The sequence below is a fragment of the Arcticibacter sp. MXS-1 genome (assembly GCF_041902385.1).
In the GTDB taxonomy this organism is placed as follows: domain Bacteria; phylum Bacteroidota; class Bacteroidia; order Sphingobacteriales; family Sphingobacteriaceae; genus Arcticibacter.
This window is the reverse complement of the sequence record NZ_CP169244.1, coordinates 813629-833788: the sequence shown is the minus strand read 5'-3', so window position 1 is coordinate 833788 and position 20160 is coordinate 813629. Positions and strand designations below refer to the sequence as shown.

At 46.8% G+C, this 20160-nt stretch carries 5 protein-coding genes; all 5 read left to right on the top strand.

The genetic code is table 11. The features are described from left to right. Positions 1-3: 3 nt before the first annotated feature. From ACES2C_RS03485 to ACES2C_RS03465, 5 genes are read left to right on the top strand one after another with little or no spacing between them, the layout of a single operon-like run. Positions 4-1032, top strand: a complete 1029-nt coding sequence (locus tag ACES2C_RS03485; protein WP_374165625.1) for a PorP/SprF family type IX secretion system membrane protein — start codon at positions 4-6, stop codon at positions 1030-1032. 30 nt (positions 1033-1062) lie between these two features. Next, on the top strand, positions 1063-1824 hold the full coding sequence (locus tag ACES2C_RS03480) for a hypothetical protein (protein WP_374165624.1): 762 nt from the start codon (positions 1063-1065) through the stop codon (positions 1822-1824). Positions 1825-1862: 38 nt separating this feature from the next. Beyond that, positions 1863-6968: a beta strand repeat-containing protein gene (locus tag ACES2C_RS03475; RefSeq protein ID WP_374165623.1), complete on the top strand. Its 5106-nt coding sequence runs from the start codon at positions 1863-1865 to the stop codon at positions 6966-6968. 11 nt (positions 6969-6979) lie between these two features. Continuing rightward, positions 6980-11791, top strand: coding sequence for a tail fiber domain-containing protein (locus ACES2C_RS03470; RefSeq protein WP_374165622.1), 4812 nt, complete (start codon positions 6980-6982; stop codon positions 11789-11791). 19 nt (positions 11792-11810) lie between these two features. Then, a complete protein-coding gene (locus ACES2C_RS03465) occupies positions 11811-18176 on the top strand; it encodes a beta strand repeat-containing protein (protein ID WP_374165621.1) in 6366 nt (2121 codons plus the stop codon). The last annotated feature ends 1984 nt before the right edge of the window (positions 18177-20160 follow it).

The following is a 20160-nucleotide window of genomic DNA, read 5'->3' as shown; positions in this document are numbered from 1 at the left end:
AATATGAAGCAGACGTTAAAGTTATTTTTTCTTCTTTTTCAGTTGCTGACGTTTGCCTTCGCTCAGGACCACATCTATTCGCAGTTTTACAATGCGCCGAGTTACCTTAATCCGGCGCTTAACGGGCAGTTTGATGGAGATCTACGTGTTAATATGATATATAGAAATCAATGGACGGGAGTTCCTGGATCACTTAACTACTTCACTTTGTCGACTGAGTACAATGTGCCACAGTTTGGCGGCGGCTTTGGTTTGCTGGTTACAAATTCGAGTGAGGGAACTGCTTATCTAAAGAAGCTTAATATATCTGGCTTGTATTCGTATAGTATTGATTTCGATAACGCAGTATTATCTTTTGGATTACAAGCCGGCTTTACCAGGCGAAGGATCGACTATAATAAATTGCTTTTTGCTGATCAGATCGATCCTGTGACGGGAATTATTCCAGGTGCTGTTACAGATGCATCCTTACCGGTCTTAAACAACAAGTACTTTTTCGATGCAGGCACAGGAGTCAATTTTATTCTTGGCGATTTTATGATCGGTGCGTCCGCTCAGCATATAAATAAGCCGAACGAATCTTTTACTGGCTTAAGGTCGACCCTGCCGGTAAGAGTGAATGCACATACCAGCTACAGAATCAACTTAGATCCTTACAGTGATGACGGAAATTCTGTTCTGATTCCTTCTCTTGTGTATTACAGTCAAGCAAAGGAAAGTTCGGTTAGTGCTGGTTTTCAATATAAATATAGGTCTGTAAATGCGGGGCTTTGGTACAGGAGCCAGCAGGGAGTAAAGGGAGATGCACTGGTGGTTTCTTTAATCTTTGACATCTTCATCCGTAAAGATTATTACGATAAGGTAAGGTTTGGCGTTAGTCACGATGCCACCTTGTCCAAGCTGCAGTATGGCAGCACCGCCGGAACAACAGAGGCGGCATTAAATTATGAGACAACTTTCCCGGGAAGGGGTGGCGTTGGTGAGCGAAATAACCGAAGGAGCAGCAGCAAGCGCTGTTACGATTTTTATTAATTAGAAAGTAAACAAGTAGATACGTTATAAATGGACTTCAAAATTACACATAGTAGCGGTTTGGGCGGGGCGATCAAGTGCTTGACAATAATTGCTGGATTACTGTTAGGTTTTTCAGCGAAGGCTCAGGTTGGGGTAGGGACGACAACGCCGGATGCAAGTGCGCAATTGGATGTCGTATCGACCTCAAGGGGCGTCTTAATCCCTAGACTGACTTCGGGGCAGCGGAGCTCTATTGCCGCCCCTGCAACTGGACTTGTCGTCTACCAGACGGATAATACACCCGGGTTTTACTTTTTCAACAACGGGCAGTGGCAAAGGCTAGCGACCAGTTCAGAGATTGGGACCGGAGGCAGTGGAAATACGGTCGTAAATACCTTGCTGAACGGGGCGGCAAACCCAGCCCCTTCTGCTGGTAATAATGGGGATTTTTACATAAATACCACAACTTACACCCTCTACGGGCCTAAAAGTAACGGCTCGTGGCCAGCGTCAGGTATTTCACTTGTAGGTGGTGGAACACTTCCTCAAGCAATCACTTCTGGTGGTACTATAAAGATTGGAAACGGAGAGAAAGCAGCTCTTGCTCCTGTAACACTGGATCTTGCAGATAAAGCTGTGACGTCTTCTAAAATCGCTGATGGTGCAGTTACAAATGCTGCCCTTGACAAAGCGAATATCCCGCTGAGTGGTTTTGGGACTCCTTTGGCAAACGTATCAATGGGGGGTACAAGGTTACCAATCTCGCTCCTCCTACAAATAATAAAGATGCAGTTACTAAAAAATACGTAGATGACGCTGTTGCAGCTGCAGGAGCAAATAATGCTCCTGTGCTGAGTCTTGATGCTGCTCAGAATCTTTCTATCAAAGGAGGAAACTCAGTTAGTCTGGCCGATCTGTACCAATCTCTTAGCCTTGCCGGTACTGTCTTGTCTATTTCAGGCCCTCGCGACAGCCATGTTGATTTAGCTGGTCTGTTAGCCATGGCAGGAGGAGGCAGCGGCGCCGGAGGATTGGTTAGTCATGATGCTACCCTCACGGGTAATGGAGTGAGCAGCAGTCCGCTCGGGGTTGCTAATCAGGCTATCACACCCAATAAATTAACTGGAATCACGGGCAACGGCAATGCCGGTCAGGTGTTGACTTCTACCGGGGCCGGAGGTTTTACCTGGGCAGACGTTACAGGAGGAAGTGGTGGCAGCGGAATTTCCGGAGTAACCGCATTTGGAGGATTAACAGCGACGACAACTGCGGGAGTGGCTTCTGTAGGTTTAAACGATGGGGCACTTGCGTTACAAAAGATCGCTCCTGTACCAACGGGAACAATTTTGGGAAATTTGGCAACAGGTTCTGCGTCTCCGGTTCCTCTTAATATGACTTCGTTGAAGACGATGTTAGCTTTAACAAGTTCGGACGTAGGTTTAGGAAATGTTAAGAATGTGGACCAGACTAACGCAGCAAATCTTACTTCGGGTACAATACCAACTGCTCGCTTTGGTAATGCTACAATTCCAGCAGCAGCAATTATAGGAAATGGCCTTTCAACCGATTATCTTCGGGGCGATGGAACATGGGGGCCAATATCAGGAGCAAGCGGGGCTGCATCTGGTATCACTGTAACACCGAACGGAGCCCTGACATCTACTAATGTTCAGGCGGCTCTGGAAGAATTACAAAGTGAAATCAGTACGGCGGCGAGCGGAGGTTTGACTGCCGTGAAACATGATGCAACGCTCTCCGGTGACGGAAATGCCACAAATCTGGGTATCGCCGACAATGGTGTAGGAACGTCTAAAATAACCGACAAAGCTGTAACACTTGGAAAAATGGCTGACCTTGCAGGAGGAACCCTTCTTGGAAACAGTTCTCTCAGTACTGGTAAACCAGAAGCAATAACCATTGGGTCAGGGTTGTCTTTATCTTCCGGTGTGCTTTCTGCGGCTACTCCGACTCTGGAAGGACTGTCAAACGTGGCAGTAGCAAGTAAGGCGAACGGTGACATGTTACAATGGGATAGTGCGACTTCTAAGTGGGTAAATAAGCCCGCCGCTAATCAGACCATTTCATTTACCCCTAATAATGCTGGAGATGTGGTTGGGGCTTCTTCGGGGACGAACTCTTTAAGTCCGACCCTTACTATTGGCGCGGGTAAGGTGACAAATACAATGCTTGCGGGCGGAATTGACCTCGCCTCTAAAGTAACTGGCACTCTGCCGATGGCCAACATGCCAAAGACATTAACTGGTGTTACCAGTGTAAACGGACTGACATTGACTGCACTGCCATCAGGTTTTTCGATCGGAGGGGGCACCACCGCGAAGACGCTAACGGTGACAGACGATGCTACAGTTTCTGGTACTAATACAGGAGACCAAAATGCCAGCCAAGTTCCTGTAAGTGCCATCCCCGGTATCACCGGTACAACAGTTCAATCGGTGTTAGGAGAGCTTGACGGCAAGATTGCTGCGAATACTTCGGCTATTGCAACTAAGTTAACAGCCAATGCTCCTATTACCGGAGCTACGAAAACTAAGATCACCTACGATTCGAACGGTTTAGTAACGGCCGGGGCGGATGCTACTACTGCTGATATTGCTTCATCAACGGACAGGAGATATGTGACAGATGCTCAGCTTGCAGTGATTAGCCAGACAACAGGGGTGAATACAGGTGATCAGACCGCAGCGACTGTAACGGTTGCACCTGGTGATGGGGTGAGCGCATCAAACGTACAAGGAGCATTAAAAGAGTTAGCGGGCCGCATTACGACTGCTACTGCAGGAGGTATGACGACTGTCTACCATGATGGAACACTGACGGGAGATGGAAATACAGCCGCATCTCCTTTAGCGGTGGCTGATAAGGCAGTTACGCTTTCAAAGATGGCCGATATCGCAAACGGAACTGTGCTTGGAAGGAGTTCTGCCGGAAGTGGATCGCCAGAAGCTTTAACGATCGGGACTGGGTTAAAAGTAGCATCTGGCAGCCTTTCTGCTAATGTGGCTCTTACAAACTTGACAGACGTCACAGTTACAAGCGCAGCAACTAATGACATTCTGCAATGGAATGGTAACAAATGGGTTAACTCGACTGCTCTTTCTAATAAAGTAGATAAAACTGCAATTGGACAGGCATCGGGAGTGGCACCGCTCGACGCTTCAGGTAAAATTGAAACACAATATCTTCCGAGTTCCTTAGTTGGAGCCGTCAATTATAAGGGTACATTTGACCCGACATCTGGCAGCTTAGCAAGTCCCTCAACGGGCAACAAAGGCGAATACTACGTAATATCAAAAGCAGGTACCTATAATACGGTTGCCTACGGCGTCGGAGACTGGATCATTTCGGACGGTACTACCTGGGGCAAGGTAAGCAACACGAATGGTGTGACTACTGTATTTGGACGCTCTGGTGTGGTTACTGCCTCAGCAGGTGATTACAATACAGACCTGGTTACAGAAGGTGCCACTAATAAGTACTATACGGATGCACGGGTCAGTGCAAACTCAACTGTTCAGGGCAAAGAAGACAAGTCAAACAAAGTGACATCGCTTTCAGGTACCCTTACGGCTGATAATTATCCTACAGCAAATGCAGTTAAAAGTTATGTCGATAACAAAGTGCCAGCTACAGGAACAACTGGCCAGATCCTGACCGTGGGAAGCGGAGGCGCACCAGTATGGCAAACTCCAACTGCTGGGGGTACAGTGACCAATGTGTCGTTAACCGCTAACTCAGGTATCACGGGGAGTGTTGCAACAAGCACAACTACCCCTGCAATTACACTATCACTGGGAAATATCACACCAACTTCCGTTACTACCGGATCTCTTACGGCAAGTTCAATTACTGTGGGACCGGGCGGTACTGTTTCAGCCCCGAATTTGTCGGGAAGTAATACCGGCGACCAAAATGTACAACTTACAGGTGACGTGACGGGGACGGGTACCGTCGGATCAACTATCACTGTGCCGACAACAATAGGAAACAATGCAGTAACTTCAGCCAAAATCCTGGATGGCACGATTGTAACTGCTGATCTGGCCAATAAGGCAGTCACTCAGGCAAAGCTGAATGTTCCGGCAACTGGCTCAACTGGACAGGTGTTAACTTCCGACGGTGCTGGCGGATTCGCATGGGGAGCTTCAGGGGGAGGCGCGACAAATCTAACATATACGCCTTCTGCCACCAATGGACAAATAGCAAGCAGCACAGGAACTGGTGCCACACTGCCGGTGGCAAGCAGCACAGCAGCTGGTTTACTATCAGCGAGCGATAAAGTTAAGTTAGACGGGATCGCCGCTAACGCAAATGACTATACTTTGCCTACGGCTAGTGCATCTGTGTTGGGTGGTGTAAAGGTTGGAAGTGGACTTTCTATTGCAGCTGATGGAACTTTGAGCTCTACTGCATCAGGAAGTGCGCCTTCTATTAGTAATAATACATTGTTAGGAAACAACAGTGGCGCAACGGCAGCCGCCACCGAGTTGGCTCCCGCGGCGGTAAAAACGATGCTCGGTCTGAACAACGTTGAGAATACTGCCCTTTCAACCTGGACCGGATCAACCAGTATCAGTTCTGTCGGAACAATCAACAGTGGTAGCTGGAATGGAACAACAATTCCTATTGCCAAAGGCGGTACCGGAGCAACTACGGCTACTGCAGCACTAAACGCGCTGCTTCCGAGTCAAACCGGAAATGCAGGAATGGTATTACAGACTAACGGAACGAACGCGTCGTGGGCGGCTGCAGGAAACAGCCCTATTGCAGCGGGAACGCTCTTAGGAAACAATACTGCATCTACTGCAGCACCTACCGCTCTTACTGCATCTGCAGTAAAGACAATGCTTTCGTTGACAAAGTCAGACGTAGGGTTGGGGAATGTTCAAAATGTTGACCAGACTAATGCTGTAAACCTGACTTCGGGAACTATTCCCGCTGCAAGATATGGCAGTAGCACGATCCCGGTATCAGCCCTCGCTGCAAGTGGTACACCAAGTACATCCACCTATTTAAGGGGAGACGGATTTTGGGCAACAATGAGTAGCGGCAGTGGGGACATGATGAAGTCAACTTATGATAATGCTGGCATCAACCAGCAGGTAGTTGGAATATCAGCAACACAAACTCTTACTAATAAAACATTAACCAGCCCTATTATTACTTCTCCAACCGGGATTGTAAAGGCGGACGTTGGCTTGGGAAATGTTGACAATACGAGCGATCTGAACAAACCAATAAGTACGGCTACGCAAACCGCCCTGAACGGTAAACAGGACGTTGCTAATATTAGTAATAATATCACTACGGATGCGGCTTCAACTACGAAATATCCTTCGGTTAGCGCTATTAAGACTTATGTGGACAATAAAATGCCTGCAATTACAGCGACCGATGCGAACAAGGTACTCACTGTAAATGGCACGGGTACAGCTGCTACCTGGCAGGCACCTGCTGCAGGCGGCGGGAGTAGTGGCGGTGTTTTATATTACCATCCTAGCAATTTGACTCATACAACTGTTAAGGCGTCAGGACCAGGAATCACATTAGTAATGAAACCGGGATATAAGACAGACAAAAGCTCTTCCGGATACAACAATCTATTCGAATTGACAGTTCCTAGTGGCGTCCAATTATATTCGATACAAATCGTTGGAGATAACGCTGTCTTAGGGGCAGCGGCCGGTGACGCCAGCCCCAATCTCGTTGTCGAAATTATCTCCGCGGACGCGATGAACAATGATTTGACTGATATACGGATGCCTATTTCTACTCTATTGTATGATCGGCAATCTAACGCGGGACAATCCAGAGCGATGCCTGCCGGATATATGACTTCTCAGTTATTAGTGTTTGATCCGGTAGGATCTAATAAGTTGAGTATGCATTTTACTCTGAATGCCTATAAGAAATGGGCAGTTGTTTTCGGCTTTTAAAGAATATTCGCATGGCCTCTCATCTGGTTTGTAAAGTTAATCTATTCTACGGAAGTGTACTACGGTTGATATTGATGGTGTCTTTTTTGGCGAGCTTTCCGTCAATCTCATTTGCTCAGACCGTATTAAACGGACGTTTTAAAATTACATTGCTCGACATGCCGAGCAACCCAGCTTCAACTTATAAAATTGGAGGTGATTTTCAAGATCCTACTTATGTCTATTCCGCCGATTCAATTTTGGCTGGAGATATTATTACCGATGCTACAGGGAAAATCTACAGGATTGACAACATAATTAAGGAAGCAAAAGGCTCGACCTACATCGAAGCAGATGTCACATACTTAAAAGGTGCTGTTTATGCGTTTGATACGTATCCTGCATATGGCCAGACCGGTACACTTTTTCGGCCTACAAGCAACGGTTATCCTATTGCTACCTTCGATCCGGAGAACGACAACCGCAATTTGATGATCTCTGTTCAAAACGCCGCCATTCAGGCTATAGATGCGGATATTACAAAGTTTACCTCAGGTACGACTGCCGAAATGCCTTTGAGTGCAAAATTAGGATCGGGCTTTTATAATACTACAGAGAACAAGCTTTATCTTTTTAATGGCACGACATGGATCCCGATAGGAAGTGGCAGTGTGCCAAGTGGCACTTCTGCTGAGTTTCCCACTACCGCCAAGACTGGAGATATGTATTTCAATATTGACGATAAAAATACGTATATATTCGATGGGGGGTGGCATAAGATCTCGACAAATGGGTCAACGCCTACCGGTGTTACAAATCCAAGCACGATGAGAGAAGGCGACTTGTTTTATAACACCTCAGAGCATCGGCTTTACGTTTACAACGGAAGCCTGTGGGTTCCTGCGGGCAGCACATTGTCGAATGGTTACGTTTTGGTGGGAAACAGTTCTAATGTGCCGGTTGGCGTTCCTCTTTCAGGCGATGCTACTATTACAAACGCGGGCAAACTTACAATTAAGACAAAAGCTATCAACGACGATAAGTTGGATAAAGCAAACATTCCCTTAAGTGGTTTTGGTATAGCAACTGCCGACGTTGCTTTAGGCGATGGCAGCACAAATTACAAAATTACGAACTTAGCGAACCCTTCGGCACCACAAGACGCAGTAACGAAGTCTTATCTTGATTTCATGTTTGCAAATCCATCTTCGACTCTATCGTTGCCAACTGGAAATTTGTTTGTGGGAAATTCCTCCGGAAAAGCAGCTGCGGTTACTAAGTCCAGCATTCCATTAAGCGGTTTCGGTAATCCAAATGCTAATGTTTCTTTGGGTGACGGAACTGCAAATTATAAGATCGTTAATCTTGCTAATCCTACGAATAATCAAGATGCGGCTACTAAAAACTACGTTGACAATCGGTCTATCGCTCCATCGAATATGGCACTAGCTAACGGTATGCTTTTAATGGGCGACCTTTCAGGGAGGGCTAGCGCTGTTGCAAAAAATACTATCGCACTCTCTTCTTTCGGTTCTCCCTCTGCTGACCTGAATTTGGCTACGTTTAGACTGACAGGGGTTGGCGAGCCCACAGCACCGCAGGATGCAGTAACGAAGAACTACGTAGATACTCGTGTTATTAATCCTCAAAGCGTCAGTTTACCAACCGGTAATTTACTTTTGGGAGATGCAACCGGGAAAGCCTCTGCAATAACTCCAAGTTCAGTTTCATTAAGTTCTTTTGGCATTCCAGTTTCAGACATCCCGATGGGAGGCATGAAAGTTACCGGACTGGGTAACCCTATTGCCGATGAAGACGCAGTAAATAAAAAATACATTGATGGCCTTTTTGCAAATCCTGCTGATAATTTAGCTCTGCAAACCAACTACTTTTTTATAGGAGGTCCCTCCGGTAAGGCAGGAGCTGTGGCAAAGAATACAATCGCTTTAAGTGGCTTTGGGAAGGCTATAGATAATGTAAAGATGGGAGATGCAACAACTCAATATAGCATTAATTTTCTGGCAGATCCAATGTTCCCTCAGGACGCTGCAACCAAAAATTATGTGGATACAAAGCTGGCTACTCCCTCTTCTCTTACAATCCCTTCCGGCTCCATCTTGGTGGGAAACGCATCAAATCAGGCGGAGGCAACACCTAAAAGTTCATTGCCTATAACAGACTTTGGCCCTGCCTCTGGAAATTTAATGATGGGCGACGGGGCTACTAATTTTAATATAAAAAATGTCGCAGAGCCGATTGACGATCAAGATGCTGTTACAAAAAAGTACGTAGATGAAAAAGCGGGAATTCCAACAGGTTCCGTTGCCCCATCTCCTGCTCAAGCAGGAAGTACCTATTATAACACAACAGATAAGACGCTTTATGTATACGATGGCAGCCAATGGGTTCCTGTTGACAATAAGTTGGCTAAGGACCAGTTCTATATTGGTGATGCAAGCAATAAGGCCGTTGCAATAGCAAAGAATGCGATTCCATTAAGCGGCTTTGGTGCGGCTGCAGCAGACGTAGACTTTGGAAGTCATAAAATCTCTAACCTCGCTGATCCTTCTACGGATCAGGAAGCAGCAACAAAGAAGTATGTAGATGGAAAGACGGGAAGTGTGCCATCTGCAACTACCCCACCAGCCAATCCGGTTGCAGGGAGTACCTATTATAACACGACGGATAAGACGTTCTATGTTTACGACGGTAACCAATGGGTTCCCGTAGATAACAAATTGGCAAAAGATCAATTCTACGTAGGGGATGTAAACAATAAAGCCGTTGCTACAGCAAAGAGTGCGATCGCATTAAGTGGCTTTGGCGCGGCTGCAGCAGACGTAGACCTGGGAAGTCATAAAATCGCGAACTTGGCTGATCCTACTGCAGATTCAGATGGGGTCAACAAGAAATATGTCGATTCCCAAAATCCACTTGTCTTTGCTGCAACTTTCCCAACGAACCCCAAAGCCGGTACGCTGTTCTATATGACTGGCGTAAACCGCCTTTATTATTATAATGGAACTCGTTGGGGAGCATTGGATGACGAGTTGTCAGAAGGGTCGATGTATGTTGGAAATTCGCTCAATCAGGCAATGCCTACAGTGAAAAGCGCTATTCCTTTAAGCGGCTTTGGCGCCGCAACAGCGGACATAAATCTTGGAAGTCATAAGATCTCAAACCTGGCTGATCCTTCTGCGGATCAGGAAGCAGCCACAAAGAAGTATGTAGACGGAAAGACGGGAAGTGTGCCGTCAGCAACGACCCCACCCGCCAATCCGGTGGCAGGCAGTACCTATTATAACACGACGGATAAGACCTTTTATGTATATGATGGCAGTCAATGGGTTCCGGTAGATAACAAATTGGCAAAGGATCAATTCTACGTAGGGGATGTAAACAATAAAGCAGTTGCTACAGCCAAGAATACGATTCCATTAAGCGGCTTTGCTGCAGCAACGGCCGACATTGATCTAGGAAGTAAAAAAATCTCGAATCTCGCTGATCCAAGCACCGATCAGGAAGCAGCTACAAAGAAGTATGTGGATGGTAAAGCAGGTAGCGTTCCATCTGGCCCGACTCCTCCTGCAAGTCCGACCGTTGGGAGTACTTACTACAATACTACGACTAAAACTTTTATGGTTTACGATGGTAGTCAATGGGTGCCGGTGGATAATGGCAATGCACTCTCTCAGGGTCATTTTTTAGTCGGTGATGCCTCTAACAAAGCTGTCGCTACAGCCAAGGCAGACATCCCACTAAGTGGTTTCGGTGCTCCTGCTACCGACCTGTCTATTGGGGGTAAAAGGTTGTTAGATGTGGCGACACCGATTTTGCCGACAGATGGAGCGAATAAGACGTATGTGGATGTCCTTGTTAGCACGGTGGGAGGAAACTATATGACGAAGTCTGTTTACGATGCCAATAGCAACAATAAGGTAGACGACGCAGATAAGGTCAATGGCCTAACTGTAGAAACGGCAGTTCCTGTTAACGCTATCTTTACGGATGATAAAGTAAGGGTCGGAGCCAGCGGTGCTTCTAAGTATTTAAGCTCAACAGACTTTGATGATTCAGGGAGCGATATTTCTATCAAAAGTTTGACTCTGTCAAAGATCGCTCCTGTTGCTGCTAACTCAATTATTGGAAACAATACGGCAGTAGCTTCTGCACCCAAGGAACTGTCTGCAGATGAGGTAAAGGCATTATTAGCGCTGAACAACGTTGATAACACGAAAGATGCGACAAAGAACGTTTATTCTGCCACCCGCCTTACTACTCCAATTACGATCAATGGGGTACCGTTCGACGGATCTTCTAATATTTCAGTGCCAGGAGATAATCTGGGCAATCATACAGCAACTCAGAATCTGAAGACTTTAACCTATTCAATTAGTAGCGATGGACAGGATGGCCGCGGGCTAAGTTTTGAATCTTCCGGGAGTGCTATCCTGGCTCAGGATCTTACAGTAAAAGGCAACCTCTATACCCCTTCTGACCTTCGCTTGAAGACGAAGATCGAAACGCTGGGGAATGTATTGCAATCTTTAGAAAAGATGCGAGGCGTCAGGTTTGAATATAAGGATCAGAAAAAGTATGCTAAGGGACCGAAAATAGGGGTGATAGCGCAGGAGCTTAAAAAGTATTATCCTGAAATGGTGACGATAGGGGCCGACGGTTTTTATAAAGTAGATTATTCTCAGTTGACAGGCGTCTTAATCCAGGCGGTGAAAGAACAGCAGCTAAAAATGAAACTTCAGCAGCAGGAAATCGTAGAACTGCAAATGCGACTGGATAAACAGCAGCAGCAGATCGACTCTATCCTTAAGAAATTGGATAATTAGGCGATTCTATTTATCACCAATGGAAAGACTACGCGCGATTGCGAAAATATTACTTTTTATAGTTTTGGCTTTTACAGGTTCTGTAAGGGCTCAAAACTATTTTCGCGTTGTGGGGGGTATTCCTCATTTACCCTTAGTTGATCCTTCTTCCATTCCCTTGCCAGAGACGGGCATGCTCGTGTTCAGTAGTGTCGAGTTAAAGCCGATGATCTATACTGGAACTGGTTGGGAAACACTCTGTACCAATAATTTTTCTTCTAATACGGTCGACGAGTTTTTCGTCGTAAAAAAGGGTATCCCTTACTTGCCTGCCCTGTCCACTGAGCCCTTAGGCATTCCCAAAGCCGGTGCTATTTACTACAACACCACGACAAAGGCCGTAATGATATATAGTGGTAGCACATGGAGCAAAATGGTAGAGCTGATTAACGGAACTCTGCAGGAAAGCTCAGGCTTTAGTACAGGCGTTACGGTCAAAACCTGTAAGCTTCCCGTGCTCAGCACAAATCCCTCGCCTCTTGGACTTTCTATAGGGGCGTTTTATATTAATGCAGTATCCAAATCGATTCGCTATTTCGACGGAGCTGGCTGGCAAGACCTGACGTGTAAGCCGGTTGTAAAGACCTTGCCTGTAACAGGCTTAACCGGTTATGCAGCTTTAAGCGGTGCCCATGTACTTACGAACGGAGGATCACCGGTAACTTTGGCAGGTATCTGCTGGAGTCCGAGCGCGAACCCCGACACTAACTCCGTCTTTAAAACTAAAAATACTACTGCTGGTTTAGGAATCGGGATATTCCCTGACAGCCTTAAAGGCCTATTACCTAAAACTACCTATCATGTCAGGGCCTATGCTCTAAATGACCAGGGGATTGTCTATGGTGACGATGTTGTTTTTACAACCCCGATAGCTCCGCCTACCATTATCACCCTTGCTGCGGATAGTATCTCAAGTATACGCGCTGTAAGTGGGGGTGATATTACTGCAGATGGCGGCTCGCCGGTCACTGGCCGGGGTATTGTCTGGGGTGCAAAAGGCGATCCTCTCACCGCTGACTCTGTTGTAATCTCAGATGATGGTTCAGGGGTAGGTCCGTTCCCGAGCACATTGAGGGGACTCTTAGGTAATACAACTTACTATATAAGAGCTTATGCGGTGAACGCTGCCGGCAAGGCATATGGTAACCTTGTCGTGTTCACTACGCCACCGCCTGTCGTACCTAAGCTGAACCTGGCACTGACCGTTAGTAACGTAACCGGAAGTTCGGCGACCGGAACTGCGCTTTTATTAAACAATGGCGGCGCGCCTGTAATGGAAAAAGGAGTGTGCTATAGTACCGATGGGATAAACTACACTTATGTTCCCTCATCTACATCTACGCCAGGCGACTTTGGTACATTTATTACTAGTCTTAGCGGATTATCTCAGGGCACAACTTATTTAGTTAAAGCTTATGCCAAAAACAGCGTAGGAATTGGATATAGCAGTGAAACCAGCTTTACTACAGCGGCGCTTGCCACTATTGTTACAACAAAACCAAGTGGTCTTGCTGGCACCACCGCTCAGAGCGGTGGAACAATTTCCAATACAGGTTTCTCTGTTATAACAGGCCGTGGTATTTGCTGGTCTGCGGGTAAGAATCCAACAATTGATTCCGCCAAGACCAGCGAGCCCATAATTGGAGATGGTTCGGGCGTATTCACCAGCCAAATGACCAAACTAGTTCCCGGCACAATTTACTATGTTCGTGCGTACGCAATGAACATTGCAGGGGTTGCTTATGGTAATCTTGATAGTCTAATTGTGCCAGGTTTGCCTAAAGTTGTAACCTCTGCCGCCTCTGTATTTCAGGGAACAACCATTACCGGAGGTAACGTTCTTAGCGACGGAGGGGCACCAGTGACAGAGCGAGGCGTTTGCTATAGCACCTCAGCGAATCCTACTATCGCAAATACGAGGACAATTGATGGGACTGGTACTGGATGGTATACAAGTTTGATTCCTGGCCTCACTCCAAACGTCACCTATCATATCCGTGCTTATGCAAAGAATATTGTGGGGGTAGCATACGGCGATGATTTGATTCACATTGTCAATCCTGATGCTCCTGTTATTATTACCCTTGATCCTGCTAATGTAACAAGCATGGCCGCTGAAAGTGGCGGTAATATTACCAGTCGTGGTTCTGCCCCTATCACTAAACGCGGTATAATTTATGGAACAAGCGGAGATCCTGTAAATGATCCTAAGGCAGTCGTTACGAACGATGGTTCGGGCGAGGGTATTTTCCCGACAAGGGTGGAGAATCTGCTCGCTAATACTACTTATTATGTCAGAGCTTACGCTGAGAACGTTTATGGCCTTTCTTACGGGGAAATCAAGACTTTCACTACATTACCTCCTATTTTAGCTGCTGTAATGCCGCCGACTTTTGATATTACCGGCATTACTAATACGTCGGCAGTAGGCGAGTTTGTTGTTCTCAACAATGGGGGCGATCCGATAACTGAGAGGGGGATAAGATATAGTACCGACCGGGTTAACTACACTTACGTAGCCTCTGGTACCTTGAACAAAACGGATATCGGAACGTTCATAGTTAACCTTACTGGCTTATCTCCTAATACAACTTATTACGCACAGTCTTATGCTATTAATAGTGTGGGTACAGCGATAAGTGGAGAGACCAGTTTTAGAACCACTTCGCTTGCTGTCTTATCGACAACACCTCCAAGTAATGTAACCGGTTTCGAAGCCTATTCAGGAGGGGATATAACTTACACAGGAGACGAAGTAATTTCTCAACGCGGGGTTTGTTGGAGCACAACTCCAAATCCTACGATCAACTCAGATAAAACTTCAGATCCTGTTTCTGGTATAGGGTTAGGCTCTTACACCAGTCACCTGACCAACCTTAAACCTGGCCAGAAGTATTACATTCGGGCCTACGCCGTGAACAGCTATGGCATAGCATATGGTAATTTAGACAGCCTCACTACGGCTACAACGGCTTATATTACTACGATTTCAGCGACAAATGTAACGTCAACGTCTGCAGTAGTAGGGGGTTATATAAAAGATGACGGGCGTGAGTATGTCTACACCCGCGGAGTTTGTTGGAGCACGTCTCCTAATCCTACCACAGCGGGAAATTACATCGCAAGTGGAGCAGGAACAGGCAGTTTTGCTGTTACCTTAAAGGATCTCGCGGGAAGTACTAAGTACTATTTCCGTGCCTTTGCGACTAACAGTGTTGGCACAGCCTACGGCAACCTTGATAGTCTTAAAACTCAAACCTCTGTCCTGGCTTCGGTCGTTACCACAGACATTATTAATATTGGCGGAACGACAGCAACGGGACGCGGGAACATAATTAGTAACGGCGGTGCCGATGTAACAGAGCGTGGCTTTTGCTGGAATACAGCAGGAAAGCCCACTGTAGATGGCGATCATCTTGCGTCGGGCAACGGATCAGGGTCGTATTCTGGAGGGCTGACCGGACTTTCCCCTAATACGAAGTACTATGTTAGGGCTTATGCTGTTAATAGTGTTGGAGTATCGTATGGCAATGAGATCTCATTCTCAACGTACACAATTCCGACTATTACCACCCTTCCTGTCTATAATGTTACTAGTGTGGATGCTAAAGGCGGAGGCGATATTATTAGCGACGGAGGGGCTACGGTGACCACTAGCGGCATTTGCTGGAATACAACCGGAAATCCGACGGTTAATGATCTGCGTACCACGAGTGGTGTCGGCATTGGACAGTTCATTCATACCATGAAGGATCTGTTAGGAAGCACCACATATTACGTGCGCGCATATGCTGTAAATAGCGCTGGCACAGCATATGGTAATGTTGAAAGCTTTACAACGGCTCCTCCGATCATTCCAAGCCTGACTACCACTTCTGGAAGGAGTGGAGTTAGCGGCACAACCGCTATCGCTGGAGGAACAATTATAAGCAATGGAGGAGCAATAATCACGACAGAAGGACTTGTCTGGAGTACTGTGTCTGGCTTTATTCCGGATACGGTAAAAGCCAATCGTTCCGTGCAGTCAAGTGCCGGCAACTTTACTTCTACGATGACGCCTCTGCGCCGTGGTACTACCTATTATGCGAGAGCGTATGCTCAGAATAGTGCAGGTACCGGATACGCTGCCAATGAAATTAGTTTTACAACTTTCGACTATCCCGTAATTAATACTATTCCTCCAGATTTGTCAACTGTAACAAGTGTGTCGGTGAATGCCGGTGGTAGTATTCTTTCAGATGGAGGGACTACGATCACCGAAAGTGGCATGTGTTGGAGTACAAATTCAAATCCGGATATCACAAGTGATCACATTAGTAACGGCACAGGCTCTGGTAATTTTATTCGTACAATTACAGACCTTATGGGCAGTACTACGTACTACGTGAGGGCGTATGCGAAGAATAGTGTGGGAATTGCATATGGCAATATTGAATCGTTTACTACCTTACCTCCCGTCCTGGCGACAGTAAAAACAGTATCGCCTGAGGTGACCTCATCTACAGAAGCAACGAGTGGGGGAGATATAACAAGCAACGGCGGCGCATTTGTCACTACGCGGGGCGTGTACTGGAGTACTCAGCAGGGCTTTAATCCTGATACATTAACGGTAAAAAACAGAACTGCCGAGACGGGTTATTTTAAGGGCAGTTACACTGCCCGGATGAGTGGTCTCACTCCTAATACAGTTTACTATGTAAAAGCCTACGCTGTAAACGCTGTTGGTGTAGCGTATGGCGAGGAAATGAGCTTTAAGACGCCGAGACTACCGGAAGTTACAACTGCTTACACGACCGCTAACGGGCCAACAAAAGCAACTAGCGGTGGTGACATCACGGATAACGGCGGTGCTACAATTACAGCGCGCGGAGTTGTTTTCAGTACAGATCCTGATTTTAAAGCAGATACTGTTGTGCTCAACCGCACGGTTAATGGCGGTGGCTCTGGCGCCTTCTCAAGTAAGTTAACCGGACTTAAAGGTAATACGACCTATTATGTACGGGCTTATGCTACAAATATAGCTGGTACCGCTTACGGCAATTTGCTCAGCTTTATTACTGATCCGGCTACCCTTGCAACGCTTACAACGCGTGACCCCTGGAATGTATATGGATTGACCGCAACTTCAGGAGGTGTAATTACAGACAATGGTGGAGAGCCAGTGACTACCAGAGGCGTCGTTTGGAGTACAACGAAAGGGTTCCGTCCTGATACAGTTTCGGCTAATAAGACGATCCAAACTGGATCTGGTATAGGGAGCTTCGCTTCCGGAATCACGGGTCTGAAAAGAGGAACGACATACTACGTTAGAGCATATGCGATAAACAGCATAGGAACAGCGTATGCAAGTAATGAAATTAGCTTCACCACACTCGACTTCCCGACTCTCACTACAATGGCTGCGTCTCCTTCCTCAACAGGGTACTCTGCAACTTCCGGCGGAACGTTGATTGGAGACGGAGGGACAGACATTACTAATATCGGGGTTTGTTGGAGTACTAGTCCGAATCCTACTGTCGGCCTGCACACTAAGACTATTTATGATTCTTGGTCCGGGAAGAACTGGTATAGTGAACTAAAGGACCTCACTCCGGTAACGAAATACTATGTGCGCGCATATGCTGTCAATAATCAGGGAGTGGCGTACGGAAATGAGGTCGAATTTACTACGCCTCCTGCTCTTGCTACCGTTACGACCTCCTATGCTACTCCTGTCTCAAAATCGAGTGTGGTGACGGGGGGCGAAGTTGTGAAAGATGGTGGTGCGGCGATTACGGAAAGGGGAGTGATCTGGAGCACCGATGCCAACTTTAATCCAGATACTGTTACCACGAATAAAACAGTCGACGGTGTCGGAACTGGCAAGTTCAGTAGTACGATTAACGGAATGAGGCTAAGTACTTCATACTATATCAGAGCCTATGCTGTCAACAGTGCTGGAACCGCTTATGGTAATCAGGTAACGGTTACAATCTTCCCGACTGCACCTATATTAAACACAATTGAGCTTAGTCAGCTAACAGGTGTGTCAGCGATGTCAGGCGGAGAGATCATAAGTGACGGCGGGGCTGATGTTACTTTGAAAGGGATTTGCTGGGCAACTCACACTAATCCGACGGTGGCCGATTCGAGGACAACCAACGGATCGGGTACGGCGAGTTATATTGCCATGTTAACCGGGCTTCAACCGAATACATTGTATTACGTTCGCGCTTATGCTGTCAATAAAATCGGTACTGCATATGGCATTGAAAGAACGTTTCAAACGAACGGGATTCCTACACTGACGGCTACCCGGCCTGTTACAGATATTGTAGCTACTACTGCTACCAGCGGGGAGAGGTGACAGATGACGGTCGTTCGAAAATACTCTCAAGAGGTATAGTTTGGGGCACCTACAGTAACCCTGAAGTTTCGTTGGCTACTAAAACTGTTGATACCACAGTACATACAATAGGTAGCTTTATATCAAAGATGAAAGGACTCAGTCCGAATACAACCTATTATGTTCGTTCGTATGCCACCAATGCGGTTGGAACAGGCTACGGAAGTCAGGTTCAGTTCAAAACTTTACCGGTAATGCTTCCTACTGTAATTACACTAGCTCCTTTCAATGTGGATAGTGTAAGAGCTACTAGTGGTGGTGATGTTGTCGATGACGGTGGCATGCCGATAACCAGCAGGGGGATTATTTGGAGTACAAACAAGGTGTTTGATATTTCTGTCGTTACAAAGGCAACAAATAGCGTCAGTGATACGGGCTATTATACGAACGACTTTAGCGGCTTATCGCCAGGCACGAAGTACTATGTAAAGGCTTTTGCTATAAATAGCAAAGGGACGGGGTATGGAAATCTCGACAGTTTGAAAACCTCAGCCATTCGGGCTTCCTTAAGTAATTTGATTATTTCAAATATAACATCATCTACTGCTGACGGGACCGCAAGCGTTGTAACGGATGGGGGAGCACCAATTACAGCGAAAGGCTTGTGCTGGAGTACGAGTGGTATACCGACCATAGCAAATGATACAGTTTTAGCGGGTTCGGGTATGGGAAGCTTTACGGCAAGCCTGAAAGGACTTAAGGAAGGACCGACATACTTTGTACGTGGTTTCGCTGTCAACAGCGCAGGCGTTGCTTATACAGCAGTCAGTAGCTTCAGGATCTGTCCGGCTGAGTTTACTGTTCTTCATAGCGCGGGATTAAATGGAGCCCCTGTTACTAAAACGGTTGTTTATCACTCCGTTAGTAGCAACGTGACAGGCAAGTCTGTATGTTGGCTCACCCAGAATCTTGGAGCGGACCAGCGTCCGACCTCCGTAACTGACGCAACGGAGGCCTCTGCAGGCTGGTACTGGCAATTCAATCGACTGCAAGGATTTAAGCATGATGGAACTACACGAACACCCGCTTCAACGTGGAATGCTTCAATTAGCGAAAATACAGGCTGGACTGCGGAAAATGATCCATGTAATCAGCTGCTCGGTTTAGGCTGGCGAATCCCAACCGCGGCGGAATGGACAGCGGCAGACGCGGCTCCTCAAGGCTGGACCAGCTATAATCAGCCTTTTACTTCTGATTTAAAACTACACGCAGCTGGGTTCCTTGATGGCGGAAGCTTGGTGTATAAAGGGACGTATGGTGAGTTTTGGTCGTCTACACAATCAACTGCTGCAAATGCAAGCCACCTTGCAATCTGGAGTGGTGGCTCTGAAGTTCAAAACAATCCGAAAGGCAGGTATGGCTTTAGCCTGCGATGTCTGCGTGATACCATGACGGTCTCAAAACCTTCGGTTAGTAATGCGGCTATCTCGAACATGACCAGTACATCCGTTGATCTTGCTGCTGCCGTCACGCCTGACGGAGGGGCAGCAGTTATCGAGCGCGGATTCTGCTGGAATACCACCGGTGATCCACTTAAATCTGATAATCCTATTCCAATGGGGACGGGTACCGGTGCATTCAATAGTACGCTAAATGGGCTAAAAGAGGGCCCAACTTACTATGTAAGAGCTTACGCAACTAATAGTGAGGGTACTGCCTACAGTTCGGTCGTTACGATATTTAAGATTTGTCCTCCTTCCTTTACTGTCCAGCACGTGGAGGGCTTGAATGGGGCGCCGGTTTCCAAGACGGTCACCTATAAATCTGTAAGTAGCTCGGCTTCAGGTGCAGCCAGATGTTGGATCACGCAGAACCTTGGCGCTGACCAGCAGGCAACGGCTGTTACTGACGCAACAGAGCCTTCCGCCGGATGGTACTGGCAATTTAACAGGTCTCAGGGATACCAGTTTACCAATGCTCGTTATCCTACAACATGGACCTCAGC

Bases quoted from the DNA above. Each gene is read 5' to 3' on its own strand.
- ACES2C_RS03485 (WP_374165625.1), top strand. From the start codon at position 4: ATGAAGCAGACGTTAAAGTTATTTTTTCTTCTTTTTCAGTTGCTGACG.
- ACES2C_RS03480 (WP_374165624.1), top strand. From the start codon at position 1,063: ATGGACTTCAAAATTACACATAGTAGCGGTTTGGGCGGGGCGATCAAG.
- ACES2C_RS03470 (WP_374165622.1), top strand. From the start codon at position 6,980: ATGGCCTCTCATCTGGTTTGTAAAGTTAATCTATTCTACGGAAGTGTA.
- ACES2C_RS03465 (WP_374165621.1), top strand. From the start codon at position 11,811: ATGGAAAGACTACGCGCGATTGCGAAAATATTACTTTTTATAGTTTTG.